General features: G+C 42.3%; 23 protein-coding genes. 12 read left to right on the forward strand and 11 right to left on the reverse strand.

Features of this window, described 5'->3' with window-relative positions; genetic code table 11:
* Positions 1 to 63 precede the first annotated feature (63 nt).
* Positions 64 to 453 carry a ribosome silencing factor gene (gene rsfS, locus I5907_RS04835; RefSeq protein ID WP_231401966.1) on the reverse strand — a complete coding sequence of 130 codons (390 nt, stop codon included), beginning with the start codon at positions 451 to 453 and terminating at the stop codon, positions 64 to 66.
* Positions 454 to 687: 234 nt separating this feature from the next.
* Here rsfS and I5907_RS04840 point away from each other — a divergent pair, with 234 nt between their 5' ends.
* Complete coding sequence (locus I5907_RS04840; protein ID WP_231401967.1) at positions 688 to 1,443, forward strand: biotin--[acetyl-CoA-carboxylase] ligase; 756 nt, start codon at positions 688 to 690, stop codon at positions 1,441 to 1,443.
* Here I5907_RS04840 and I5907_RS04845 read toward each other — a convergent pair.
* Entirely contained in the window at positions 1,436 to 1,753 is a 318-nt protein-coding gene (locus I5907_RS04845) for a DUF4157 domain-containing protein (protein ID WP_231401968.1), read from the reverse strand. The genes I5907_RS04840 and I5907_RS04845 overlap by 8 nt on opposite strands.
* A gap of 300 nt (positions 1,754 to 2,053) precedes the next feature.
* Between I5907_RS04845 and I5907_RS04850 the strand changes: the two genes are divergently transcribed.
* The 4 genes from I5907_RS04850 (at position 2,054) to I5907_RS04865 (ending at position 8,919) form a co-directional block, all read left to right on the forward strand.
* The gene (locus tag I5907_RS04850) at positions 2,054 to 2,656 is read left to right on the forward strand and encodes an HD domain-containing protein (RefSeq protein ID WP_196989594.1); all 603 of its coding nucleotides are present in this window, start codon (positions 2,054 to 2,056) and stop codon (positions 2,654 to 2,656) included.
* Between the two features lie 9 nt (positions 2,657 to 2,665).
* Positions 2,666 to 5,887: a cyclic nucleotide-binding domain-containing protein gene (locus tag I5907_RS04855; protein ID WP_196989595.1), complete on the forward strand. Its 3,222-nt coding sequence runs from the start codon at positions 2,666 to 2,668 to the stop codon at positions 5,885 to 5,887.
* Positions 5,888 to 6,188: 301 nt separating this feature from the next.
* Positions 6,189 to 8,111 carry an acetate--CoA ligase gene (gene acs / locus I5907_RS04860; RefSeq protein WP_196989596.1) on the forward strand — a complete coding sequence of 641 codons (1,923 nt, stop codon included), beginning with the start codon at positions 6,189 to 6,191 and terminating at the stop codon, positions 8,109 to 8,111.
* A gap of 169 nt (positions 8,112 to 8,280) precedes the next feature.
* Positions 8,281 to 8,919 (forward strand): hypothetical protein, encoded by a 639-nt coding sequence (locus tag I5907_RS04865; RefSeq protein WP_196989597.1) that lies wholly within the window; start codon positions 8,281 to 8,283, stop codon positions 8,917 to 8,919.
* A gap of 34 nt (positions 8,920 to 8,953) precedes the next feature.
* Here I5907_RS04865 and recO read toward each other — a convergent pair whose 3' ends face one another.
* Complete coding sequence (recO, locus tag I5907_RS04870) at positions 8,954 to 9,694, reverse strand: DNA repair protein RecO (protein WP_196989598.1); 741 nt, start codon at positions 9,692 to 9,694, stop codon at positions 8,954 to 8,956.
* Positions 9,695 to 9,990: 296 nt separating this feature from the next.
* Here recO and I5907_RS04875 point away from each other — a divergent pair, with 296 nt between their 5' ends.
* On the forward strand, positions 9,991 to 10,977 hold the full coding sequence (locus I5907_RS04875) for an NAD(P)H-quinone oxidoreductase (RefSeq protein WP_196989599.1): 987 nt from the start codon (positions 9,991 to 9,993) through the stop codon (positions 10,975 to 10,977).
* Positions 10,978 to 11,111: 134 nt separating this feature from the next.
* Here the strand turns inward: I5907_RS04875 and I5907_RS04880 are convergent, their stop codons facing one another.
* The 4 genes from I5907_RS04880 to I5907_RS04895 form a co-directional block, all read right to left on the reverse strand.
* Complete coding sequence (locus I5907_RS04880) at positions 11,112 to 11,426, reverse strand: MmcQ/YjbR family DNA-binding protein (RefSeq protein WP_196989600.1); 315 nt, start codon at positions 11,424 to 11,426, stop codon at positions 11,112 to 11,114.
* A gap of 15 nt (positions 11,427 to 11,441) precedes the next feature.
* Entirely contained in the window at positions 11,442 to 12,815 is a 1,374-nt protein-coding gene (locus I5907_RS04885; RefSeq protein WP_196989601.1) for a Y-family DNA polymerase, read from the reverse strand.
* A gap of 5 nt (positions 12,816 to 12,820) precedes the next feature.
* On the reverse strand, positions 12,821 to 13,480 hold the full coding sequence (locus I5907_RS04890) for a 2'-5' RNA ligase family protein (protein ID WP_196989602.1): 660 nt from the start codon (positions 13,478 to 13,480) through the stop codon (positions 12,821 to 12,823).
* Between the two features lie 298 nt (positions 13,481 to 13,778).
* Complete coding sequence (locus tag I5907_RS04895) at positions 13,779 to 14,369, reverse strand: 2'-5' RNA ligase family protein (RefSeq protein WP_196989603.1); 591 nt, start codon at positions 14,367 to 14,369, stop codon at positions 13,779 to 13,781.
* Between the two features lie 119 nt (positions 14,370 to 14,488).
* Between I5907_RS04895 and I5907_RS04900 the strand changes: the two genes are divergently transcribed.
* The 4 genes from I5907_RS04900 to I5907_RS04915 all read left to right on the forward strand — a co-directional run bounded on the left by I5907_RS04900 (position 14,489) and on the right by I5907_RS04915 (position 18,384).
* On the forward strand, positions 14,489 to 14,998 hold the full coding sequence (locus tag I5907_RS04900; protein ID WP_196989604.1) for a LexA family protein: 510 nt from the start codon (positions 14,489 to 14,491) through the stop codon (positions 14,996 to 14,998).
* Between the two features lie 176 nt (positions 14,999 to 15,174).
* Positions 15,175 to 16,284: a PA0069 family radical SAM protein gene (locus tag I5907_RS04905; protein WP_196989605.1), complete on the forward strand. Its 1,110-nt coding sequence runs from the start codon at positions 15,175 to 15,177 to the stop codon at positions 16,282 to 16,284.
* A 24-nt stretch (positions 16,285 to 16,308) separates the two neighbouring features.
* On the forward strand, positions 16,309 to 16,863 hold the full coding sequence (locus I5907_RS04910; protein ID WP_196989606.1) for a 2'-5' RNA ligase family protein: 555 nt from the start codon (positions 16,309 to 16,311) through the stop codon (positions 16,861 to 16,863).
* A gap of 168 nt (positions 16,864 to 17,031) precedes the next feature.
* Entirely contained in the window at positions 17,032 to 18,384 is a 1,353-nt protein-coding gene (locus I5907_RS04915) for an aminotransferase class III-fold pyridoxal phosphate-dependent enzyme (protein ID WP_196989607.1), read from the forward strand.
* 33 nt (positions 18,385 to 18,417) lie between these two features.
* Here I5907_RS04915 and I5907_RS04920 read toward each other — a convergent pair whose 3' ends face one another.
* The 3 genes from I5907_RS04920 to I5907_RS04930 form a co-directional block, all read right to left on the reverse strand.
* Positions 18,418 to 18,846: a response regulator gene (locus tag I5907_RS04920; RefSeq protein WP_196989608.1), complete on the reverse strand. Its 429-nt coding sequence runs from the start codon at positions 18,844 to 18,846 to the stop codon at positions 18,418 to 18,420.
* A 97-nt stretch (positions 18,847 to 18,943) separates the two neighbouring features.
* Entirely contained in the window at positions 18,944 to 20,755 is a 1,812-nt protein-coding gene (locus I5907_RS04925; protein WP_196989609.1) for a PAS domain-containing sensor histidine kinase, read from the reverse strand.
* 398 nt (positions 20,756 to 21,153) lie between these two features.
* The gene (locus I5907_RS04930; RefSeq protein ID WP_196989610.1) at positions 21,154 to 21,921 is read right to left on the reverse strand and encodes an outer membrane beta-barrel protein; all 768 of its coding nucleotides are present in this window, start codon (positions 21,919 to 21,921) and stop codon (positions 21,154 to 21,156) included.
* Positions 21,922 to 22,107: 186 nt separating this feature from the next.
* Between I5907_RS04930 and I5907_RS04935 the strand changes: the two genes are divergently transcribed.
* Positions 22,108 to 22,467 (forward strand): response regulator transcription factor, encoded by a 360-nt coding sequence (locus I5907_RS04935; RefSeq protein ID WP_196989611.1) that lies wholly within the window; start codon positions 22,108 to 22,110, stop codon positions 22,465 to 22,467.
* Positions 22,468 to 22,572: 105 nt separating this feature from the next.
* Here the strand turns inward: I5907_RS04935 and I5907_RS04940 are convergent, their stop codons facing one another.
* Positions 22,573 to 24,027 carry an isocitrate/isopropylmalate family dehydrogenase gene (locus tag I5907_RS04940; RefSeq protein ID WP_196989612.1) on the reverse strand — a complete coding sequence of 485 codons (1,455 nt, stop codon included), beginning with the start codon at positions 24,025 to 24,027 and terminating at the stop codon, positions 22,573 to 22,575.
* A gap of 251 nt (positions 24,028 to 24,278) precedes the next feature.
* Between I5907_RS04940 and mnmC2 the strand changes: the two genes are divergently transcribed.
* Positions 24,279 to 24,947 (forward strand): tRNA (5-methylaminomethyl-2-thiouridine)(34)-methyltransferase MnmC2, encoded by a 669-nt coding sequence (gene mnmC2, locus I5907_RS04945; RefSeq protein WP_196989613.1) that lies wholly within the window; start codon positions 24,279 to 24,281, stop codon positions 24,945 to 24,947.
* The last annotated feature ends 99 nt before the right edge of the window (positions 24,948 to 25,046 follow it).

The following is a 25,046-nucleotide window of genomic DNA, read 5'->3' on the forward strand; positions in this document are numbered from 1 at the left end:
GATTGCTTCTCTGTATGTATTAATGTTTTTTCGGTAGAAAAGTTGCGTAGTGCAAAATAATTCTTATCCTTCATCATGCTCTGTTAAAGCTGCATCGCTCCACATTTCTTCCAGCTTATAGAATTTTCGGGTTTCCGGTTGCATTACATGCACAACAACATTTACATAGTCGATCAATATCCACTGTGCTGCCTGTTGACCCTCGTGCTTGTAAGGGGTTTCGCCACAATTTTTTCTTACTAAATCCTCCACACTATCGGCAATCGCTTTTACCTGTGTATTGGTGGTAGCCTGGCAAATGATGAAGAAATCCGCAACGGCCTCCGGTATTTTACGCAGGTCGAGGGAAACAATCTGTTCTCCTTTTTTTTGCTGGATTGCGCTGATGATGGACTTGAAGAGTTTTGAGTTCCTGGTAAGCTTCGTTACAGTTTGCTTTTTACGATTGCTCAAAAGAGATAAAGTTTCCAATAATCAAAAAATTTGATAAATAATATTATATGCTTTTTTTGAACCAGGTTATTTGTTGTTGCATGCCCGTTGTGGGCCGAACTACAGATTGCAGGGTTCTGTTTACCAATCTGCTGCAGTAACGCAGATGCAATAATCCGGCTTTTATTTTGCTAGTTTAAAGCTGGCTGGCATTACAAACTTACTCACGTAGATTTGGACAAAAATAGTAATTCTTTGACTGCTTCATCTACAAATAATCCCCTCGGAACGCCACTGCTGGAAATTGACAGTACTGGCAGCACCAACAACTATGCCATGGAAATGATTAATAATGGCACAGCGGCTCATGGAACTGCAGTATTTGCACACGAGCAGACAGCAGGGAAAGGGCAGCGTGGCAAAAGCTGGATAACGACGAAAGGTGAAAACATCTTATTATCGGTAATTATTGATGCCCGGCAGATTGCCACACAACCTAAGTTTCTTCTAAGTATGGCGATGGCAGTAGCCGTTCATGATTTTTTTGGCGCGCATTGTGTTGATGAAAATTCTGTTAAATGGCCAAATGATCTTTACTGGCGTGACAGAAAGGCAGGAGGCATCTTAATAGAAAATGTATTGAGAGGCATGGATTGGCAGTGGAGCATCGTAGGCATAGGCATTAATATTAACCAGACAAGGTTCGCCGATGTTATTCAAAATCCTGTAAGCCTGAAGCAAATAACCGGAAAAAATCATGACCCGCTGATGCTTGCAAAACAACTGTGCGCATATCTCGATAAAAGTTACAACACTTTATGTGTTAACCCTGCATCAATTAAAGACAGGTATAACTCGATACTATATAAAAAAAACACCACGGTGACCTTAAAAAAAGGCAATGTTTTATTTGATTGCACAATAAACAGTGTTGACGAGCACGGCAGGTTGAAAGTAACTGCCGCAATGGAACAGTCTTTTGAAGTAGGTGAAATAGAATGGATCAGATAACCTGCACGTTTGCTGACAATGCGGGCTCATCCTCATACAATCTTGCCTCTTTTTCAAACCTATTCTGGTGATAACCTTTTTTTAAAGACTCCCACAGGTAAAGTGAAATAAATTTCAGGTGGCCATGCTCACGGTATTGCAGTACGTGCACCAGCTCGTGCTGTAGCCACCTTTTATTTGACAGGAATTCTTCTTTACCGGTATTGTATAGATGGATAATATTTCCTGTAACTACCGCTACCTTTTTCTGTTTCAACACTATGCAGGCAATTCTTGCTATAAATGATTGCTCCCTTATCTGTATTCTCACTATGACCTTATTTTAAGAGCTTAACATACGCATAATTTATACCAAAAGGTGGGCGTAAACCAGTGGACCATAAAATTAACTGTACCACTTTTAGCCGACCTGTTTTTAATTGCCCGGAAAACATTCAACAGTTGAAGAGTGCGACGCAACAGCAGCCCAATAGCAGCACTATTGCCGGGTACATGAAAAAACGTTTAAATCATTAACGGGTGATGCTGAAAATTCATACGGGTATTGATATGCCACGTGTTTATTTGTGTTAACGATAAATCTCTATATTTATGAGGTTTAACTGAACGTATGATATCTGCTGAAGCCTTCGAAATATTGAAAGCACATGTATTGCTGCGGTTAACAGAGCAGTTACCTGAGCAGCTTACCTATCATAATGCAGCACATACCAAAGATGTGCTTGAGCAGGCTGAGATCATTGCACAAGCAGAAGGTATTGCCGAGAATGACCTGCATTTGCTGAAGGTTGCAGCACTTTACCATGACACAGGCTTTTGCAGTGTATACCGTGGCCACGAAGCTGAGAGTTGCAAACTGGTAAGGGAAGAGCTTGATAGTGTATTGGCAGCGCAGGCACTTGACGCCATATGTGGAATGATAATGGCGACAAAAATTCCACAAAACCCTGCGACGCATACTGAAAGAATTATTTGCGATGCCGACCTGGATTACCTTGGGCGAAATGATTTTGAACCAATAAGTGATGCATTGAGAAAGGAGTTCCTGTCGTACAAAATTGCAGCGGATGACCGCGAATGGCAACAGATGCAAATAGGATTTTTTGAAACGCATCATTATTTTACCACTACATCTAACGAAAGACGAAATAGTTTGAAACAAAAGCACCTGCAGGAACTGAAAGTTGCTTTTAGCTTGCAATATGGCCAATAACGAACCGACATGACATTAGAAGCAATTGCACGTTTACTAAATGTGCGCAAAGAGGAAAGATGGCTGGTTGCTAAATTGTTCTGGATGCAGTTTTTCCAGGGGGCCGGCACTGCATTTTTCTTTACGTCTGCCTATGCAACTTTCCTGAGCAGGCACGAAGTATCTGACCTTACGTTTGTTTATATATGTACATCTCTTGCTCTTTGGCTAACCGGCTATATCTACAGCAAGCTGGAACACCGATACAGTATAGCCAATCTTAGTAAATACATTATTTATTTTATGGCGGGCAGTATACTGCTTATACGTCTTTTTGGATACACTTTGCCAATACCGCGTTTTGATTACTTTGTGCTGATTTGGTTCAACGTTTTATACCTGCTGAGCAATCTTGAATTCTGGGGTATTGCTGCACTTGTTTTTGAAGTAAGACAAAGCAAGAGATTGTTTAGCATTATAAGCGCAGGCGATATTCCGGCAAAATTTATTGGTTACACACTGGCTTCTTTAACAGTATCGTATGTGGGCACAGCAAACCTGCTTATACCTGCTTTTCTTTGTATGCTTGCTTCGTTGCCTTTTCTGAACAAGATTATACGGGCAGGAACCTTGCATGTACATGAAGAACACCATACGCACAATGATGCTCATGAACATGCGCATAAAGAAAGCCTGGCAGTTGGCTTCATTAAACGTTTCACCTCCAATAGGCTGATCTTCTGGCTGGCTATACTGGCATTTATCATGTCTGTATGCATCGTGGTGGCAAACTTTTCTTTTTACAGTAAAATCAAGGAAGCTTATCATGATGATATTGATTTTGCTGTATTCATTGGCGCCTTCCTGGCCGTTATTCGTATTTGTGCACTTATTGTAAAGCTGTTATTTACCGGCAAACTTTTAACAACCATTGGCGTAAAAAAGTCGTTGCTTTTTACCCCAATCATCTTTGCTGCCTGCATTGTAATGGTCATCGCATTTCGCTACAGCCTGGGCGAGGGCAATGCCGTACTGTACATGTTTGGCGCTACCTGCATCGTACTTGATGTGTTAAAGACCGCCATTAACTCTCCGGTGTTTCTTAGTGTAATGCAGCCATTGGGTACACATGACCGGCTGCGGTCTCATAATATAGTTAAAGGCATAATGGACCCGTTTGCTTACCTCTTCTCTGGTGTGTTGCTGTTTGAACTGATACAGATACAGCATGGTATAGATATTATTGCCCTTGCTTATTTTCTTTTGGGTTTTGCCGTTCTATGGATTATAAGCATATTCTTTTTAGACCGCGAATATTATAACACCGTACTAAAAGCTATTACCAGTAAATTTTATACCAGTGCAGATCTTTCGCTGGATGAACCGGAAACATTATCGCTTATCAGGAAGAAGTTATTAGATGCCAACGAGCCTGAAGTAATTCACATATTACGGCTAATACGTTTCAGGAATATTGGCGTGCTGGATGAACAACTGCTTAGCCATTTATTAAAACATCCGTCAGATAACGTTAAAGATGAACTGCTGGTGTTATTCCAGGAAGGCCTGATTGAAATCAACACAGCGGCCATCAAAGAAATTCTTCTCCATAAAAATATTCGTGCTGCAGTTAAACACAGCGCCTTTGCAGCCATTTGCAAAAAGGGTAACGAGGATGATTTTGTATTTGCAAACATCAACAATGCAGATGCTTTTATCGGGTCTGAAGCACTGGGCACTTTGCTTTCGAATGCCAATGGCAAATACTATCATGAGGTAGCGAAAATTGTTATCGAAAAATGCACGGCTGCAAACAGCAAAGAACGCATTATTGCGGCGGCTGCGATAGCAAAGGCTAAACAACCATTATTCAGGGATCAGTTGATAACCCTGGTAAATGATACAGATGAAACCGTTGCTGTTGCTGCAATCAGTGAAGCAGGCAAATGGCCAGACGTTCAGATCGTAGAAACATTGCTCAGCCGGTTGAAACAACATGATAAAGCGGTTTACAAAGCATTACTCCAAAACGGTGAGCTTGCTGTGCCGGTTATAACAGGTTACCTGCGCAGTAAAGAAGCCGGCTTTGAGGAACGACGTCAGCTTATTCGCATTTGCGGCATTATTGGCGGCCATGCAGGTATTAATAACCTGGCAGAACTTTACCATACATTACCTGAACATACCAATACTATTACAAAAGCAATTTACCACGGCCGTCAAAAAGCCGGCACCGGCAGCCACCTGCAGCTGCAAACAGTAGCCGAAAATGCAATCGCAAACGCTGCCACCATTTTACAACTGCAAAAAAAGGCAGCAGAACATACCACTGGTTTGCCGCTTATTTCAAACTCGCTCGCTATTGAATTGCAGGAGATACGAGACAATGTCCTGTACCTGTTCGCCATACTTTTCAAAGACCAGGAAATAGACAAGATTCGCCGCTCATTATCGGTGGATAATAAAGAGCAAAATGCCAATGCTTTTGAAATGCTTGAAATGGCTGTACCGCGTAAGCTGTCTCACGATTTTATCATCATTTACGAGAAAGGAGACATTGAACACCGCATCTCCCAGCTCAATCATAAACAAGCGCTTTCTATACAAACTCAGGATGATATACCTGCACACATTTTAAGTAGTACACACACTCCATTTTTCGACTGGTCTAAAGCATGCGCAGCATACACATTACACAAAGCGCAAATGAATTATGATGCCGCCCTGTTGAAAAAATACCTGTTTGCAGAAAACATCCTTCTTAAAGAAACCGTCCACTTTACGCTTAATAATGTTATGACAAACAAATTACTGCTGCTGGAAAAAGTATTGGTACTAAAAAGCACAAGCATTTTTTCTGAAACGCCTGAGCATATTCTTGCAGACCTTGCCCCGCTTATGCAGGAAGTGGAATACAAGGAAGGTGAACGCATCTTTGAAGAAAATGCTATTGGCGATAGTATGTATATCATTTACCAGGGCAGCGTGCGCATACACAAAGGCGAAACAACGCTGATTATATTTGATAAAGAGAATGATATTTTTGGGGAACTTTCTTTATTCGATGCAGAAAAAAGATCGGCCAGTGCCACTGCCTTTACAGATTGTTATTTGTTCAAGATTGATCAGCTTCCATTCTATGAGTTACTTGAAACAAGACCGGAGATCATCAAAGGCGCTGTAAAGATGTTGTGCAAAAGATTGCGTGCACAAAATGAAAGAACTGTATTGCTGCAAAATACAGGTAAGTAATTTTTTTGTACCCGGCAGTTGAAAATGCATGAAGCTTTCGTTGCGTCGCACTCTTGTACTGCAGCATATGACTGAACAATGAAAACAACAGTTATTCAACTACGCAAACTATCACCCACCTTGTTACCTTACTGCCTTTTCGCCTGCTGCTCACTGTTCCCACAGTACAAGTGAGTGACACAACAGGCGATGCCACGAAGAACAAATGTTTGTATACAAAAAAATGATATGATTGTTCTATCATCAATGATCGACAAAAAAAGTTTGGTTGTACATTTAGCCCTCAAAATAATTGATTGGCATGTCATATCCTTATCAAATTAAATCTTTAGACCAGTACAGAGAAGCGTATAATCAAAGTATAGAAAACCCGGAAACTTTTTGGGGCAATATCGGTGGCTATTTTCAATGGAAACGCAGATGGGAGAAAGTGCTTGACTGGAATTTTACAGAGCCAAACGTAGAATGGTTTAAAGGCGCAAAGCTTAACATTACCGAAAACTGCCTCGACAGGCATTTAAAAACGCTGGCCAATACGCCGGCCATTATCTGGGAGCCAAACGATCCTGATGAACACCACAGGATACTTACCTATAAGGATCTCTATATTAAAGTGTGCCAGTTTGCCAACGTTCTTAAAAATAATGGCGTGCAAAAGGGTGATCGTGTTTGTATTTATATGGGCATGATTCCTGAACTGGCTATTGCAGTACTGGCCTGTGCCAGAATTGGCGCAGTGCATTCGGTAATTTTTGGCGGCTTTAGCGCACAAAGTATTGCAGACCGCTTGTACGATGCACAGGCGGAATATATTGTAACCTGTGATGGGGCATACCGGGGCGCAAAGGATATTCCGCTAAAGAATGTAATAGATGATGCACTTATAGGCAACAGGACCATTAAACGGGTTATTGTGTGTACCCGCACCAGGACGCCGGTATCGATGATCAAAGGGCGTGATGTATGGTGGGAAGATGAAGTAAAGAAAATTGAAACACTCGGCCTTAATGAGTGCCCGGCAGAAGAAATGGATGCAGAAGACCCGCTGTTTATTTTATATACGTCCGGCTCAACCGGCAAGCCGAAAGGTGTGGTACATGCATGTGCAGGGTACATGGTGTACACCAACTATACTTTTGTAAATGTATTTCAATACCAGCGCGGAGATGTGCACTTCTGCACAGCAGATATTGGCTGGATTACAGGGCACAGTTATATTGTGTACGGCCCGTTGAGTGCAGGCGGTACAACGTTAATGTTTGAAGGCGTACCTACCTGGCCCGATGCAGGCAGGTTCTGGCAGATCATTGATAAGTTTAAAGTAAATATTCTTTATACAGCACCTACTGCCATAAGAAGTTTAATGGGTTTTGGCCTCGGGCCATTACAGGGCAAAGATCTTTCTTCTTTAAAAATACTGGGCACCGTTGGAGAACCAATTAACGAAGAAGCATGGCATTGGTATGATGAATATGTGGGCAGGAAGAAGTGCCCAATTGTAGATACCTGGTGGCAGACAGAAACCGGCGGAATATTGATCTCGAACCTCGCCGGCGTTACCGATGCCAAACCAAGCTGGGCAACACTACCTATGCCGGGTGTGCAACCAATACTGGTAGATGAAAATGGTAAAGAGGTTACAGACACCGAAGATGGCCTGTATAAAGGAAACCTGTGCATTAAAGCCCCATGGCCTTCTATCATCCGCACAACATATGGTGATCATGAACGTTGCAGAAAAAACTACTTTAGCACCTATGAAAACCTTTACTTTACCGGTGATGGCGCATTAAAAGATAAAGAAGGCAACTACCGCATAACAGGCCGTGTAGACGATGTACTAAATGTAAGCGGCCACAGGATAGGTACGGCCGAAGTGGAAAATGCCATTAATATGCATGCAGGTGTGGTAGAAAGTGCAGTAGTTGGCTACCCGCACGACATTAAAGGCCAGGGCATCTATGCCTACGTTATATACCAGGGCTCGCACGGCAATGAATCTCTTACCAGGAAAGATATTCTGCAAACAGTAACGCGCATCATTGGCCCTATTGCAAAACCAGATAAAATACAATTTGTGTCGGGCCTGCCCAAAACAAGAAGCGGTAAAATCATGCGCCGCATTCTTAGAAAAATTGCAGAAGGAGAAACACAGAACCTTGGCGATACTTCAACACTGCTGGACCCGAATGTAGTGGACGAGATAAAAAACGGAAAAATATAACCACCATATAAAATAAAAAAATCCCGCAGGTTTACACCGCGGGATTTTTTACTTACAAACACTAACTCCTAACCGTTACGTATTTGTCGTAACATAAACTGTTGTTAAAGCTATTGCTATAACACATCTTTTGCATTTGATTTCTTTGTTTCGGCTTTAAATTAATTTTATGCACCCAAAATTTACCCTTGTCCTTGCGACAACTCTCGCCTTTGCAACTGCTTCTAAAGCCCAGATTTCAAAAGGTTCTGCAATTCTTGGAGGAAACGTCTCGTTTAACCACACGAGCAGTTCCGGAAGTAATACAAACTACCTGGCAGTTTCTCCCAATTTCGGTAAAGTTTACAGTGATAACAAAGTAGCAGGTATTAGCCTGAGATATGCTTACAGGAGCGCTTCGGTAGATAAGAGTTTAAACACGCATTCTTTTGGCGGTGGCTTTTACCTGGCTCAGTATAAACCACTCGGAAAGAATTTTTACATGTTTATCAGGGAATCATTAAACATCAATTTTGATCGTGAAAAACGCCAACAATATAACGGCGAATTATATATTCAGGATACTAAAACATTATCAGCTGGTATTACAATAAATCCTGGTGTAGCTTATGACTTCAGTAGAAAGGTTCAGTTCGAATTATTGTTTTTGAATGACCTCATATCAGCAGGCTACCAAACCAGTAAAACAACTGATAAATTATCAACCGGGGATGTTTCCGGTAAACAAGACATTTTTTATGCCGGTGCCAATACACTGACTAATTTAACTGCCTTAAACGTAGGCGTTAAGGTATTCTTTGGCAGATAATAAATCTTAAGCACCTGCAAAATTTTGCAGGTGCTTAACTCAAAACTTCCTGCAATACTTTCAGGCTTCTCAATTCTCCAAAGCCCTCAATATGCAAAGCCAGGTATTGCGCATACGTATCAAGCAATTGTCTTCTTATATGCCTGTTTAAATGAAAGTTTTCCAGGTCATTGTAAAAGTGAATATTATTAATGGCTGAGGTGGTCTTTGCAATTTCATCAACTGCATAATGGTTGTGTTCAGGAACCACCTGCACAAAATTGCCTTCCTGCAAATCCAGGATTGGTGTACGGCTGTTATACTCACCCTGTAGCTGAAACCCAAGCTCTGTAGCCAGGTGTAAAGTAAAATACAAAGGCAGGTTAGCGGTAAGCGTTTCATTACCCCTGTCAAGTTGTTTCAAACTATCTTCTATCAGGTAAAATAATTCAGGGTTAGCTTCCGGTTGCTTTAATACATGCTGCAATAATTCAATCATGTACATTGCCGCAGCGTTCTTTACCACATCGAAAAAAACATCATTATACAAATAACTCCACTGGTATTCTTTTATAAACTGCAGGTTCTTAAACTCGTTGTGGTATACTTCCATTTCCAGCATAGCCGCCGCCTGGAAATATCCGGCTTTTGATGCACCTTTTTTGGATGTTTGCCTTACGCCCTTTACTATATAACTCTGTATACCAAATAACTCTGTATAAATGGTAGCAATAACGCTTGTTTCGCCATACTTCACCGTGCGTACCACTATGCCCTTTGTTTTATGCGTTATCATGCAACTGCAAAAATAACGAGCCGCATGTTCAAAGAATGCATGAAATACAAATACACCAGATTGTTTGCTGCTACAGGTGAAAAATTTTAAACGGGCAGATGAAGTAACCGGCAGCTGTAATACTGACCAGGCTTTTGTTGTGTCACTCCCTTGTACTGTATATCGCTATGCAGCAACGAAACTGCATAGCCAGGTTTACACATATGCAATGTTCGCAACAAAACCATTATTTTCCGCGTGGTACAAACTTATCAGCACAATGGTTGTAGCTTAGTTATTCAGCAGTATTAAAACTTATGAAAGCAATTATTATTACCACACCAGGCGCACCGGAAGTATTGCAGTTGCAGGAAAGAGCGAAACCTGTACCTAAAGAAAATGAGGTACTCATACAGGTAAAAGCAGCAGGCGTAAACAGGCCAGATGTTATCCAGCGCAAAGGGAAATACCCGCCACCACCGGGTGTACCAGCAGATATTCCCGGGTTGGAAATAGCCGGTATTGTAGCGTCCTGCGGGTCTGCAGTAAAAGATATACAACCAGGTCATGCTGTTTGCGCGTTGGTTGGCGGCGGGGGCTATGCCACTTATGTTACTGTACACGCTGCCCATTGCCTGCCAGTACCGCATAACATGAATTTTATACAGGCAGCTTCTTTACCGGAAACGGTATTGACCGTATGGCACAATGTATTTCAACGCGGAAGACTGGAACGTGGAGAAAAATTCCTGGTGCATGGTGGAAGCAGCGGTATAGGCATTACAGCCATTCAACTGGCCAGGGCCTTTGGCGCAATTGTATTTGCCACAGCCGGCAGCAGGGAGAAGTGCGATGCATGCATAGCACTTGGCGCGGAAAACTGTATTAACTACAAAGCAGCAGACTTTGAAGTTGTACTTAAAGACCAGGGCATAGATGTGATACTTGACATGATTGGTGGTGACTATACAGAAAAAAATATCCGTTTACTCAATACAGATGGAAGGCTTGTATTTATCAATGCCATGAAGGGTGGCGCAGCATCTTTTGATGCGGTCGATATCATGCGGCGCAGGTTGACTATTACCGGCAGCACACTGCGCAACCGGGATAATGAATTCAAAACCGCGCTAATTGCAGATGTGCGGCAACACGTATGGCCGGTAATAGAAGCAGGGAAGTTTACACCGGTAATTCATAAAACCTTTGCGCTTGCAGATGCTGCGGCGGCACATACATTAATGGAAAGCAGCGAACATATAGGAAAGATCATACTGGTAACTGACCATGTTGAAAATGCATAGGTGATGGTTGTGTTAACATAAGGAAATAATCATGTATGCTTTGCCCTGATCTTCGCACCGGCTCAATAAAGCTTCTACAGTTGAAGAGTGCGACGCAACAGGCGATGCCACCTGCACAGATGCCAGGCTCATCATTATTTTTCTGCTCTTATGCGGTGCGCTTCTTTCAATGCTTCTGTCACAAGGTTTTTTGTTGCCTTCTGCAGGTTTATGGTTGTCCAGCCCTGCCTGCCCCACGCATTTGGCACAGGAAAAATAATATCGCTGGCGGGCGGGCAAAATATAAACTGCACTTCGGGCGTAAACATCAGGTTTAGTGTGTCATCATCAACTGAAAGGGTGGCAAAGATCTTTTTCTTTACTGTGAAGGCTATGCGGTTAAAATGCGCCTTTTCACCCGCACCAGGCAGGGAAAGGGCTATTGCTTTTGCTATTGCAGGTTTTACCATTATAGATCAATTGAATCATTTAACTTCCCGCAGTTCGCTCCAGCGGCTCGTATAGCGGGGGCTGCGCAGCTCCTGCCGCATTTTCCAGTTACGCTCGGTGCCACTGGCGGCAAATTTGAGCATATCGTTGCGCATACTAAAGTTAATGTTATCCATCATGTCCATCAGCATACGCCCATTGTTTTGAGCGGCGGGTACAAAAAGGTTTCCCTGCAGAGTGCTGTCAGGCACAATACCGCTAAGCATTACGCCAGCCTTTTGAAAAAGGTTGGCCTGGTGATCATTTACTGCCTTATAATAAGCCTGCTCTGCGAGTTGCAAAGCCGGTTTGATCAGCTCACTGGTAACGCAGGTGGCATGTGGCAGTGACATGGCCCTGCTTACCGTAGAACCATGCCTGAAGCGCTCTGCAGGATTTCTTTTTTCTTTGAGAACAACAAATACGCTGATCACGGAAGCTGCGCCGCTCTGGCGGCGCAGCTTTTCTGCAGCTCTTGAAGTATAGGTAGCAACGGCTTCTTTAATATCGCTGAGTTTTGATACCGGCGCGCCGAACATGCGTGTGGTTGCAATCATCTTTTTTTCTGTAAGTTCTTCATCCAGGCCTATAGCAGGCTGGCATTTGAGATCTTTTAAAAGCCTTACGCCAACAACGCCACCTAGATTTTTTCTTACCCATTCTTCGGGCATTTTGCTTAATTGGTATGCATCGTACACACCAAAACTTTCTAACTTTTCGGCATACTGTGTACCCACACCCCATATTTCTTTTACCGGTGTTTTTGCCAATGCCTCGTTTACACATTCAACAGTGTCTAATACGGTAACACAGTTTGTAACGGGCTTATTAGCCTTGGCCATGTGGTTGGCAATCTTGCTCAAAGTTTTTGTTGGTGCAACGCCAACAGAAACCGCCACGCCGGTCCATTGCTCTACTACTTCTTTCAACTGGCGGGCTGCATCTGCCAGTTTATTGAATGGTATGGCATCCATGTTTATAAAGGCTTCATCCACAGAATACACTTCCACTTTATCTTCACCCATCAGCATACGCAGGGTTTCCATCACACGCCAGCTCATGTCTCCATATAAATTGTAGTTAGAAGAGAAAACGGCTATATTATTTTTTTCAATGATCTCTTTTGATTTAAAGTAGGGATCGGCCATGCCTACACCTGCTGCTTTTGCTTCGTCGCTGCGGCTTACGATGCATCCATCATTATTGCTCAATACCACTACAGGCCGGTTTTGCAGGTCTGGCCTGAACACCCTTTCTGCAGAACAATAAAAACTATTACAATCAACAACAGCAGTAAAAGAAAGCTGGTGATTTTCTTTTGCGCCATTATAGTCTATGTATTTCTTTGAAATATTTTCTGCTGTTTGCATAATCACTACTTTGAAGGGAACAATGCTGCCTGCACCGGCTGCGTGTGCATGTTTTTAAAACTGAAGGTGTTTACAGGCTGCCACATTTTGGTATTTTCCTTTCGTTTTAGCAGCAGCACATGCTCTGCAATAAACCTTCCATGAAAATGTTTATGCTGGTACTCGGCCCAGCTTTTTTCATACTGCCATGGTAATAATTTTCCGGCGATGCTTATATGTGGAGCCGTTAAAAAATGAGGTTTATGTTCATCATCAAATTTCATCAGCTTCTGAGATGCCTTTAATGATTTTACAATATCCATTATCTCTACCTTGCTTACCACCTGTATAAAAATTGTATGCGATGGATAACTGCCATAATTCTTCAGTTCTACCTTGAACGTGTTTACTGCCGTGGCTATATTCGTTAGCTGGCGGATAATATGCACTTCCATCAGCTCGTGTTGCTTGAACCGCACCAGTGTAATACGCGGCTTTATATGCAATGCTTCAGGGCACTGGTATGTGGTTGCGTAGTATTTTTTTTCCGCTGCTATTGTTTCTGCCAAATCTGCATGGGGCTCCAGTACAATAGCATATTCATATACGGCATACCCATTTGCCGACAGCAATCCCTGCTCTACATAATAGTTTTTACGCTGGTATTTCCTTGTAAATATTGCCATGGTCTTATTGTTTGCCGGTTCATAAAAATCTTCATACAGCTACAGCGAAGTGGTACGATCGCCTGTGGACAAATATTGTGCTTTAAACATTCCCTGCTATTGATGTTGATCCATTCATCTTCGCTGTATATGCCGTATGAAATAAAGTAAACTGCATTACCAAATGGTGCCGTACTAACGGGGCCCGGTCTCGTTACTGCATCGCGAAACCGGAACGCTACAGTTGCCATAAAAGAGGAACGCCGAACCGGGCGTGGCAACAGGCGATGCCATAATATTCGCTGCCGGCCACCCGTCTTTACAACAACTTAAATACTGTTAGCTGTGTGCATTTGTCGAACTGGTTGCGCCGCTTTAGCAATACCAGCTCCTGCACTTTGAATGATGCAAAAAATGTGCGTTGCGAAAATTCGAACATGGCCTTGTTATACACTTCAGCGCTCAGCCTTCTTGCAATGGTTACATGCGGGTGTGTAATAAACTTTGCCGGTGGGCAACCATTGCCTTTTACGTAATGATCTACCGGCAGCAGTGCCGCGGCCAGTTGCCTGAAAGAAGCATAATCCTGCACCCTTGCATATACGGTATGTGGCGGGAAACCGCTAAAATTATTAATGGTAACGTTAAAGGCTTGCTGCATGCCCATGATCCGGTGCATATATCTTATAATGGTATCTTCCATCTCTTCTTTTGCAAAGAAATTAGCCACAGTTATATGCGGCTGACTTTTTATAGCCACCCGTTCATTATAGGTTTCAAAAAAATACTGCTTCTCCTCCATGAGCTGTGCACAGGCATCGGCAGATGGATGCACCACTAATAAATATTCGTAAAAATGCTGCAATGCATAAGACATGGCAGCAGCTGTTCCTGCAAACCCCTTTTCCATATACATTTTGTTTAGTGATTACTTACTGACTAAAAAAAAATTATTACCCGTTTCCACGATAAAGATAAATATTTTAGTTTAAATTTACTAAATAATTTAGTCAATAAAATTTTTACAATATGGAACGGGACCAGATGTACAACGCCTCTTACAGTGGATCGAAAAATTACACACAACACCATGTAAAAACAGCGAATGCCAACGGTTTTGCCGCAGCAGCAGATGACTACGCAGAGCGCGGCATAGATCTTAACGAACAACTTATTCTTAACAAGCCGGCTACTTTTTTCTTCAGGATGAACGGAGATGCTATGACCGGCGCAGGCATCAACAGTGGTGATGTGCTGATCGTTGATAAAAGTATTAAAGCTACCAATGGTAAAATTGCCGTTGTGGCCATTAACGGAGATCTCATGGTGCGCCGCATTCAGCAACATTTTAACGGACTTACACTGCAGTCTGAAAATGCGAGATACGCCAATATAGAAATTACTGAATTTGCAGACCTTAATATCTGGGGCGTTGTTACCTGTGTAATACACATTTTTGAAAGCCGCCTTTTAAACCACAGCGGCACCACCAAACAAAAACAAAAAAGCAATACAGAAGACTATCGCATATTGTATTAGCGCTTATATATTTTTAATTTATTTTATGTAGTGGGCAGCGTTACTACTATCATCACCTGTTGTGTCACTCACTTCAACGTTCAGCACAATGGTAAACATGTATTGGCGGGCAACACTGTACTACAAACGTAACGGCATATTTAATAAACTGCCATCTCGGCAAAACAGGCTTACCAATGAAAAACATATCGAAAAACCCAAACGCCAAACCTTCTCCCGCAGCGGGAGAAGGTGGCGCTTTTTACCACCATGGGCGTGGCGCACAGATCAATACCAAAAACAGGTTCCTGGTAAATGAAGTAACAAAGGAACACATTGAAGCAATTGACGACTGGGAAGAAACAACACTGCCCACGCAATACATCGAAGAAGAAGTAAAGACAATCGTAAATAAGGTCGACAGCCCTGATGTGGGCATGAGCTACAGCATGAACCCTTATGCAGGATGCGAGCATGGCTGTATCTATTGCTATGCACGCAACGTGCACGAGTACTGGGGCTATAGCGCAGGAATAGATTTTGAACAAAAAGTGATTGTAAAAAAGAACGCGCCGCAACTGCTACGTAAGTTTCTAATGCACCCGAAATGGGATGCTACGCCAATAATGCTTAGCGGTAATACAGATTGCTACCAGCCTGCAGAACAGAAGTACCGCCTTACGCGCAGCCTGCTTGAAACGTGTAATGAGTTTAACCAGCCTGTTGGCATACTTACCAAAAACTCGTGGATACTAAAAGACAAAGATGTGCTGCAGGAAATGGGCAAAAAACAAATCGTCTCTGCAATGGTTTCTATTACTTCGTTTAATGAAGACCTGCGCAGGGTAATGGAGCCACGAACCACCACTGCCAAACAAAAACTGAAAGTGATCAACGAGCTTAGCAGTGCCGGTGTGCGCATGGGCATTATGATGGGGCCGATGATACCCGGCCTCAACGAGCATGAAATGCAGCGCATCATGAAAGCTGCAAGGGATAATGGTGCAACGTTTACTGCTTATACCTTTATACGCTTAAATGGTGCAATTAAGTTCCTGTTCCATGACTGGTTGTATAAAAACTTTCCTGACCGCGCAGATAAAGTATGGCACCTGATAGAAAACAGCCACGATGGTAAAGTAAATGATACAAGATGGGGTGTACGCATGCGTGGCGAAGGGCCTATTGCACAGCTTGTAGCACAACAGTACCGTAAATACGGAAAGCTTTATGGCATGAATGCAGAAGACTGGAGCCTGGACAGAAGTTTGTTTAAGCGCCCGGGAGAACAGGGCAGGTTGTTTTGAGAAGAAAAGCTTTAGTGTACAAAAATGAAAAAAGAGAATCTCTATTTTATTGCGCTTATACCTGGAAGAAAACTGCGGGAAAAGATTTCTGCTGTTAAGCACGATTTTGCTGCGCGTTTTAAAAGCAAGACCGCACTTCGGGTATACCCGCACATAACGATAAAAGCGCCTTTTAAATGCAAAGGAAGTGCACATACAGAATTGGTGAACTGGTTTAACGGCTTGCGTATAAATCAAAAAGCTTTTACCATTACATTAAAAGATTATGGCGCATTTGCCCATAAAAAAAGCCCGGTCATTTTTATAAACCCTTTAGCAAATGATGGGGTAAAATACCTGCAAAAGGAACTTACCGCAAGTTTTAGCAGTTTATTTCCCGGAGATGTGCATGCTGTTGATATCAATTTTCATCCACACATTACAGTTGCATACCGTGATCTTGATGCTTCAATGTTTGAGCTGGCGTGGAGTGAATACAAACAAAAAAAGTTCAATGAAACATTTGATGTGAGTGCTTTTTACCTGCTGCAGCATGATACAAAACAATGGAACATCATTGCTACCCAAAACCTTTTATAGCATTTGCATTTCTTACCGCTGCTGAGCGTTTTAACGGCACTGTGTTCTTAACTGATGCGTATTGTTATAGAGTACAAGAGTGCGACGCAACAGAAGTTTAATGCTTATTCAACTGCCGGGTTCATAAAAATTTCTTCTACATTTATTACTCATTTTAATGATGTATTTATGAACGAAGGATTTACTGTTTCGCAAACAACAGCAGTTATACAGGACAATCTTGACTATACATTGTTTTCGTGGAGCAGGCAAAAAGGTATTGCTCCCATTGCTGTTAAGTATGCTAAAGGTGTGTACCTGTATGATTATGATGACAAACGCTACCTCGATTTTTCATCAGGCTTAATGAATGTAAACATTGGCCATGGCGACCAGCGGGTAACGGATGCAGTTGTAAAACAAATGCAGGAGGTAAGTTATGTAACACCGGCCTGTGTAACGAAAGCGCGTGGTGACCTGGGAAAAAAACTGGCTGCTATAGCACCGGGTAATCTTACTAAAACACTGTTTACTGTATGTGGTGCAACGGCTGTTGAGAATGCTATAAAACTGGCGAGGTTGTATACGGGACGTCATAAAATTATTGCACGCTACAGGGCATTTCATGGTGCCAGCTACGGTGCAATGACGGCAGGCGGCGACCCGAGGAAACTTGCTGCTGATGCGCAGCAAATGCCAAATGTGATACATGTGGAAGACCCTTATTGCTATCGTTGCCCGTGGGATAAAGATATAAGCAACTGCGCAAGAGAATGTGTAAGCCACATTGAGCGTGTTATTGAATTTGAAGGACCGGGAAATATTGCCGCCATATTGATGGAAGGCGAAAGCGGTTCGTCTGGCTGTATAAAATACCCCCCTGATTACCTGCAAAAAATAAGAGCGTTGTGTGACAGGTATGGCATACTGTTGATTGCAGATGAGGTAATGAGCGGATTTGGCAGAACGGGCCAATGGTTTGGGGTTGACGTGCACCAGGTTGTGCCGGATATGATTGCAACTGCCAAAGGCCTGACAGCAGGCTATCTTCCGTTTGGTGCGCTGATAGTGAGTGATACAATTGCAAAACATTTCGATGACAACGTGTTATGGCTCGGGCTTACTTACTCAGCACACCCTGTAGGTTGTGCTGCCGCACTGGAAGTTTTGAATATATATGAAACAGATGAACTTATTACCAATGCCCGAGAAATGGGCAATTACATTGAGCTGCGTGTACAGGAATTGATGACCGTACACCCCAGCATCGGCGATTTTAGAAACACAGGGTTGCTTGGTTGTATTGAACTGGTAAAAAACAGGGCGACAAAAGAACCAATGGCACCTTTTAATGCCGTGCCGGAGCAAATGGTGGTTATGAATAAGGTAGCCGCAAAGATCAAAGAGCTGGGCATGTACACTTTTGTAAGATGGAACTATATTTTTATAGCTCCGCCACTTTGCATTACGAGAGAAGCTGTTGATGAAGGCCTTGCGATTATCAGTGAAGCGATTAGCATTGCTGATGCTTATGTTAGCTGATATTGAAAAAGGGCATTCGAAATGCCCTTCCTGTTAATGAATTTCTTCTTTTGCCACTTCGGGAAGAAAGATTTTTTTAAGTAGATCCGGAGTAAGCGGTTTTACAATGTAATCCGTTATTTCGGGGTTTGATTTTGCCTTTTGAATATCCATACTGTCTGTGGAAGAACTAAGTATATAGATGTCTATTTTCTTTTGGATGTTGTGCCTGATTTTTACAAATTCATCCATAAATTCCCAACCGTTCATAAGCGGCATGTTGATATCGAGGAAAACTATTTCCGGTATTTCCGCTGTATCGTGCGGTGAGCGGAAAAAATTAATGGCATCTAATCCATTTGTAAACTCGATAATACCAACGGAAGTTTCATAACGTTGTATCATTCTTTTCATTCCGAACAAGTGAATAAAATCATCGTCTATCAGGCAGGACTTTATCTGCCGGTTACCTGTGGTTGTCATGGTAATACCGTATGGTTTTTTCTTTTTGAAAATACGCTTTAATAGTGCTTTTGTATAAGCAACAACAACTTCACTTTGCCTGCTCTTCTGTATGAAATCAGAACCTGATTGTAAAAGTGGTACCTGTACCTGGTTCGCTCTCTACGCTTATAGTACCGCCCATTGCTTCAACCTGATTTTTAGTAATAAGTAACCCTATTCCCCTTGAATCCGGGTGATTATGGAACGTCTGGTGCATCCTGAACAATTTGTCTTTATGTTTATTCAGATCTATACCCATACCATTGTCTTTTACCGTCAATACAGTTCTTCCGTTTTCAATAACAGTACGCAGTTCAATGTGTGGTGTTCTTTGCTGGCTACGGTATTTTATAGCATTGGATACAAGATTGAGCATGATGCTTTCGAGGTAAGCCGGAACATAATCAATAATGGGGCTTTTTGAAAAATCTGCTGTTATTTCAGCCTTTGTATCATTGATCTGTTGAGAGAGTGTGCCGGTAATATTATTGAACACATCTTTGAAAGTTATGGGTATTCTGGAGACATTTAACTCTGTCTCAATTGCCATAAGGTCATTCAGGTTATTAATACTTTTGGAAAGAGACGAAGCAATTTTCTCCAGCGAGTCTAAACAAAACTTGCGTTCATCCTCATTTTGTGTGGTGTTGAGTACCTGCAGTATCATTTGCAGGTTGCTGGCATGGCTTCGCAAATTGTGAGAAGCAATATGCGCAAAGTTCAGAAGCCGCTTATTTTGATCTGAAACCTGGCGTGATATGCCACCGGAAAGTTCGAAGTCGGTTGCTTTACGGGCTTCCAGTTCTTCGATCGTTCCTTTTAAAGACACCACCTTCCCTGTGTCATCAACAACGGGTCTTCCTTTTTCCCGCAGTGTCTTTACGTTGCCAGCAGGTGTTATGCAGGTAAGTATGATCTCGTATTGCTCTCTTGCATAAACAGCCTTGTTGAATCCTTCATGAAAGATTTCCTGGCTGGCTTCGGTAAACATATTGTTGACAGGCTCAAACTTCGTGTTTGCGTTTTCATCGAGCTCAAGGATGTGATACAGCTCTTTTGAAAAGTTGAACCTTGCCCGGTTAAGGTCATATTCAAATTCGCCCGAAGGATATTTGAATTGCTCAACAACCACATTGGCCGGTTCTACATTTTCTTTTCTTTTAACTATGTAACCGGTGATCCTGGACGGCTGGTTTTCTTCATTATATGCTACCTGCCCGGATGTTTCGAACCAGTTGTATACCCCGCTTTTATTTTGCAACCTGACATCTACGGAATATGGTATTTTATGTTTTACCTGGTCGTCAATTGCCTTTACCAGTTTTCCATTGTCTTCGGGGTGTGCAAGTACATGCAACAGGTTAAAATATGTAGGTGCAATTTCGGTGGCATTATAACCAATGGCGTTATAAAAGTTATCTGACCAATACTGCTTACCCTTGTAAACGTCGTAACACCAGATACCGGCATCCATTATATCAATAACGGTTTTAAGTTGCTCATGCCGTTCTTCCATTACGGTGTATTCCTTTACGATGCCGGTTACATCTGTATCATACCCGATCATTCGCACCGGGTTGCCCATATAATCCCATTCTGTGATTTTACCTTTTGAAAGTACATGTACTATACTGCCGTTCTTATGCCTGAAACGTGCCCTTACTTCATACGGGTAAGAACCTTTGGAGGAAACATGCTTCTGGTAAGAATTGATTACTGCGGCCTGATCTTCTTTGATGATCAGTTTGATCCATGAGTCCGGGTCGCTGGATAGCTCATGTTCATCGTAGCCAAGCATTTGCTTGATTACAGGGCTGAGATATTTTTTGCGGGAACTGATATCCCAATCCCAAAACCCGATGAGTTCTTGTTCTTGAATGAGGGTCATTGCGTTTTCATTGCTGCTAATTCCGTAAGGGTGTTTAGCAGGATATTTTGGTACGGTTTAAAAAAAAAGATAACCCTGGCGCAGGTTATCTGTCTGCAATCTAAGACTTTCTCTGTTGCTGAAAAAGGATTTTTTTCAAAATAAAAATTCACAGGCCCTGATAATGCCAACATACAATAAGTATTTAATTCACATTCAATTAGTAGGGTAAAACTTTACATATGTAGCACGCTGATAAAGTTTCCACCGGATCGTATTTCCCCAGCCCTTTCCTTCTATGGATCTGTTTCTGAAACAATCAGGCTATTCCGGCATTTGGTTGCTTTGCAATCTTATCGGAATATAGAAATAAAAAAGGGCATCTCAAAAGATGCCCCCCGAAATTATATTACATTTTTTTATAATCCACTTATCGTTAACCCGATCGAGTATGGATTAACGGTTGAACCGGACGCTGACTTAACTAAACCGGTCAGACTATAAGAACCATCTATTGAAAAATTACCAACACCAACCCTTGCTGTGGCCGCTACACGACTTGTATTGAAGAATTTTTTATCGTACTCTTTTAGTGTATACCCTTTGCCATAAATTGAACTACCGGTTGAATTCAACAGATCTTTACCCTTTGTGTACGCTTTAAGCATAAGACCAAATTTGAAACCAATGGCAGCTTTCCATCCCTTATCTGGTGTAACAGGGTTAGAGGCATAACGGAACTCCAATGGCGCTTCTACCCAGGTAGTGGTGAGCTTATACCGTTTGAAGTGATCTGCAGATGCTACATTTTTAAATGGCAACGTTGTAGCGGTAGTTGATTTAATATCTATGTATGTGTCTTTAAAGAAGATATTGCTGCTTGCAAAACCAAGACCTAAACCTACGCTATATCTTGGATTACTTTTAAAAGGCTTATCAAGCATAAAATAGAAATTGAAGTGCCTTGAAAAGCCGCCCGGATTGGCTGAATCCGGTGCGTTTGTCCAGCCGTCGTAACCGAACTGAATCATAAAATGGTCATTTGCCCTGTTGCTGAGATCAATTTTTTTCCAGTCTGTCTTTACTTTCGTTTCCTTCGGTTTTTCTATTGCAAGCGTATCCTTAATCTGCGCATTTGCAACGGTGAACATACCCGCACTAAACACTGCCAGTAATATTTTCTTCATTATGCAGCTTTTGATAATTAAATTTGTTGGCAATTTTAACCAATGGCGACAAAAATAGTAGAATTGAAGCCACCAATTCGGTTAAAATAAAGTCAAAACACAAAACAGGGTAAATAAAAGTTATTCCAGCCACTTATAAGACAGCGAGTGGCAGTGTAATAATATCCTTTAAAACCAGGTACACCAATGAAGATTCTTATCGCGGAAGATGATCCGCTTATGATGTTGCTTATAAAAAATCAATTGAGCAGTGAGGAATATACACTCGGTGTACATACTGATGGCCGCTCAGCATTAGAAAACCTCGAGTCTTTTAAACCAGACCTGATTATTACGGATATACTGATGCCCTTTACATCGGGGCTTGAGCTTATCAGTGTTGTGCGCTCGTCTGGCAGTAAAGCGCCTATACTGGTATTGTCTGCAATGGACCAGGAAGCTACAGTGCTCGAAGCGTTATCACTCGGGGCAAACGACTTTATTTCCAAGCCTTTTAAACCTGCGGAACTTTCCATGCGGGTAAAGAAGTTGCTGAAAATAAAATAGCAGGCACTTCGCAATGCCTGCTGCCATATGTTTTACAGATGAACGTAGTGCGACGCAAGGGACGATGCCATGAAATACTGCAGCCCGCCACCTGAATTTTTTTAATCACTGACCCTGTGCAAGACTGTAAGCCTTTTTATCTCCCCACATTAACAGCAATTCAGAGGAGCATATTTTGAAGTTGCCGCTCATGCTTACGTATAGGCCAAGTACATCCTGCTGATTAAGCGGGAAATCGTCTATGCTTTCGAAACGTACGTTGTATTGGTTTACCAGGTTTGTATATACAGAGCCTGTTGGCCATACCTGTGTACCGCGGTTGCTGATGTTTACGAGTTTAAACTTAACGCCTGCATGACGCATGCATTTGTTGGCAATAACTATTGGCTGCTCATTGCTTTCTATAAAGAAATCTACGCCAACAATTTTTTCATCTGCCAGTTCTTTCGATTCCAGCATGGGGTTATTCTCGAGTTTGAAATGTGTTTGCGTGGTAGGCATGTCTTTGAGCATTGGCTTACTGCCTTGCTCCGGTGTTTTGCCAAAGTTGCCAATAATGGCTTCTGCAAACTGGGTGGTATTTAAAGATGGAATAGACTTATTACCAAAATCTCCTGTATGTGTGCCCTGCTCCAAAGTATACAGCAATGCGTTTTCTATCATGGCTGCGCCTTGCATTAAACCCAGGTGGCGCAGCATGCCAAAACCGCTTAGTAACAATGCTGTTGGGTTGGCAATGTTCTTACCGGCAATATCGGGTGCTGTACCATGTACAGCTTCGAAAATACAGATATGGTCGCCGATGTTTGCAGAGGGTGCAAAACCCAGGCCGCCTACGAGGCCGGCACAAAGATCGCTCACAATATCTCCCTGCAGGTTGGTAAGTACAACTGTATCGAATGTATCTGGCCTTGTTACAAGCTTCATACATAAATCATCTACAATCACATCATCGGCCTTTAGTTCGGGATATTCTTTGGCCACTTCATAAAACACTTCGAGAAATAAACCATCGGTTATTTTCATGATGTTTGCCTTATGACCACAGGTAATTCGCCTGGCCTGTTTTTTCTTGGCCATTTCAAATGCATATTTAATAACCTGTAAACTGCCGGGCCGTGTTATAAACCTGCGGCTAAGTGCCACATCGTGCGTAAGCATATGCTCTATACCACCATAAGTATCTTCAATATTTTCGCGCACAACTGTAATATCAATCGGTATACCAGCCTTGCTAAAAACCGTATCTACACCATGCAGTGTTTGAAATGTTCTTTTATTGGCGTAGGTATTCCATGTTTTACGCGCTGTTACGTTTACGCTTTTTACACCTTTCCCTTTCGGTGTTTCCATCGGGCCTTTAAACAAAATGCCCAGTGTTTCTATGCTGCGTTGTGCATCGGGCGTCATACCATTGCTGTAACCTTTGTCAAAAACCCACTTGCCCATATCTACAAATTCGTACTCCAGCGGAACTTTTGCGGCATCAAAAATCTTTAATACAGCATCCATAATTTCCGGTCCAATACCATCGCCTTTGGCTACAGCAATTTTTGTCATACCCTATAAGTTTATATGAAGATTAAATGTGTTGCAAATGTACGGTTACACATAGCGTTGCCCCTAATTTGAAAGAAGTATTTTTTGTTAATCAGCAGCAGTACAGGTGGCATCGCCGGTTGTGTCACTCACTGCACCGTTCGGCACATTGCGCGGCTGTCCGCGTACAGCGCAACAATATTCAGGCTGCCGCCGGGCAGGTATGCAGCAAAGCAAACTTTGACTTAACTTAACCATACAGATGGAATGTTATGCAACGCATTATCGTGCAAACAAAAGATGGCTCACCAACTATTGCGGTACATGGTTTGAACCTAACCTTTCATAGCATATACGGTGCGTTGCAGGAAAGCAAACATGTTTTTATACAGGCTGCGCTGGAGCCACTGCTGCCTGATAAAAAGACTCTCCATGTTTTTGAAATGGGCTTTGGTACCGGTCTTAATGCGTTGCTTACTTTACACAGCGCAATTAAAAACGGCAAACATATTTATTACGAAGCAGCAGAACTATTTCCTTTACCGGAAGATCTTTACACGCAGCTTGACTATACCCCTTTTTTTACGGAGTTCGATGCGTATAAAACGCTGCAGCTTTTACACCGGTGTGCCTGGAACAAGGCCTCGCCCATTAATGAAGTATTTGTTTTGCAAAAGGTTTTATGTTCGTTGCAGGCGTACACTTTTACAAAGCAGTTTGACATTGTTTATTTCGATGCTTTTGACCCGGCCATACAGCCAGAATTATGGACCCAGCAAATCTTTGAAAAGCTTTACCTGGCAATGCATGTAAATGGTATACTTACAACTTACTCCGCAAAGGGAACTGTGCGAAGGAATATGCAGGCAGCAGGTTTTAGGGTTGAAAAAATTCCCGGAGCGCCCGGCAAAAGAGAGATGTTGCGTGCCTTTAAAATATAACGCGGCGAATGCATTTAGCCACAAGGCCTCCTGTAAAAATCTTCTGCCTTACGCCATGGCGTGCGCTGTATGCACCGGAACTGCCGAAAAAAGTTATAC

Origin of the sequence: Panacibacter microcysteis (genome assembly GCF_015831355.1) — a bacterium.
GTDB classification, from domain to species: domain Bacteria; phylum Bacteroidota; class Bacteroidia; order Chitinophagales; family Chitinophagaceae; genus Panacibacter; species Panacibacter microcysteis.

What these genes read in the sequence shown, in the direction of transcription:
- I5907_RS04850 (WP_196989594.1), top strand. Translation starts at nt 2,054, where the DNA reads ATGATATCTGCTGAAGCCTTCGAAATATTGAAAGCACATGTATTGCTG.
- I5907_RS04855 (WP_196989595.1), top strand. Translation starts at nt 2,666, where the DNA reads ATGACATTAGAAGCAATTGCACGTTTACTAAATGTGCGCAAAGAGGAA.
- acs (WP_196989596.1), top strand. Translation starts at nt 6,189, where the DNA reads ATGTCATATCCTTATCAAATTAAATCTTTAGACCAGTACAGAGAAGCG.
- I5907_RS04865 (WP_196989597.1), top strand. Translation starts at nt 8,281, where the DNA reads ATGCACCCAAAATTTACCCTTGTCCTTGCGACAACTCTCGCCTTTGCA.
- recO (WP_196989598.1), bottom strand. Translation starts at nt 9,694, where the DNA reads ATGATAACGCATAAAACAAAGGGCATAGTGGTACGCACGGTGAAGTAT.
- I5907_RS04875 (WP_196989599.1), top strand. Translation starts at nt 9,991, where the DNA reads ATGAAAGCAATTATTATTACCACACCAGGCGCACCGGAAGTATTGCAG.
- I5907_RS04880 (WP_196989600.1), bottom strand. Translation starts at nt 11,426, where the DNA reads ATGGTAAAACCTGCAATAGCAAAAGCAATAGCCCTTTCCCTGCCTGGT.
- I5907_RS04885 (WP_196989601.1), bottom strand. Translation starts at nt 12,815, where the DNA reads ATGCAAACAGCAGAAAATATTTCAAAGAAATACATAGACTATAATGGC.
- I5907_RS04890 (WP_196989602.1), bottom strand. Translation starts at nt 13,480, where the DNA reads ATGGCAATATTTACAAGGAAATACCAGCGTAAAAACTATTATGTAGAG.
- I5907_RS04895 (WP_196989603.1), bottom strand. Translation starts at nt 14,369, where the DNA reads ATGGAAAAGGGGTTTGCAGGAACAGCTGCTGCCATGTCTTATGCATTG.
- I5907_RS04900 (WP_196989604.1), top strand. Translation starts at nt 14,489, where the DNA reads ATGGAACGGGACCAGATGTACAACGCCTCTTACAGTGGATCGAAAAAT.
- I5907_RS04905 (WP_196989605.1), top strand. Translation starts at nt 15,175, where the DNA reads ATGAAAAACATATCGAAAAACCCAAACGCCAAACCTTCTCCCGCAGCG.
- I5907_RS04910 (WP_196989606.1), top strand. Translation starts at nt 16,309, where the DNA reads ATGAAAAAAGAGAATCTCTATTTTATTGCGCTTATACCTGGAAGAAAA.
- I5907_RS04915 (WP_196989607.1), top strand. Translation starts at nt 17,032, where the DNA reads ATGAACGAAGGATTTACTGTTTCGCAAACAACAGCAGTTATACAGGAC.
- I5907_RS04920 (WP_196989608.1), bottom strand. Translation starts at nt 18,846, where the DNA reads ATGACAACCACAGGTAACCGGCAGATAAAGTCCTGCCTGATAGACGAT.
- I5907_RS04925 (WP_196989609.1), bottom strand. Translation starts at nt 20,755, where the DNA reads ATGACCCTCATTCAAGAACAAGAACTCATCGGGTTTTGGGATTGGGAT.
- I5907_RS04930 (WP_196989610.1), bottom strand. Translation starts at nt 21,921, where the DNA reads ATGAAGAAAATATTACTGGCAGTGTTTAGTGCGGGTATGTTCACCGTT.
- I5907_RS04935 (WP_196989611.1), top strand. Translation starts at nt 22,108, where the DNA reads ATGAAGATTCTTATCGCGGAAGATGATCCGCTTATGATGTTGCTTATA.
- I5907_RS04940 (WP_196989612.1), bottom strand. Translation starts at nt 24,027, where the DNA reads ATGACAAAAATTGCTGTAGCCAAAGGCGATGGTATTGGACCGGAAATT.
- mnmC2 (WP_196989613.1), top strand. Translation starts at nt 24,279, where the DNA reads ATGCAACGCATTATCGTGCAAACAAAAGATGGCTCACCAACTATTGCG.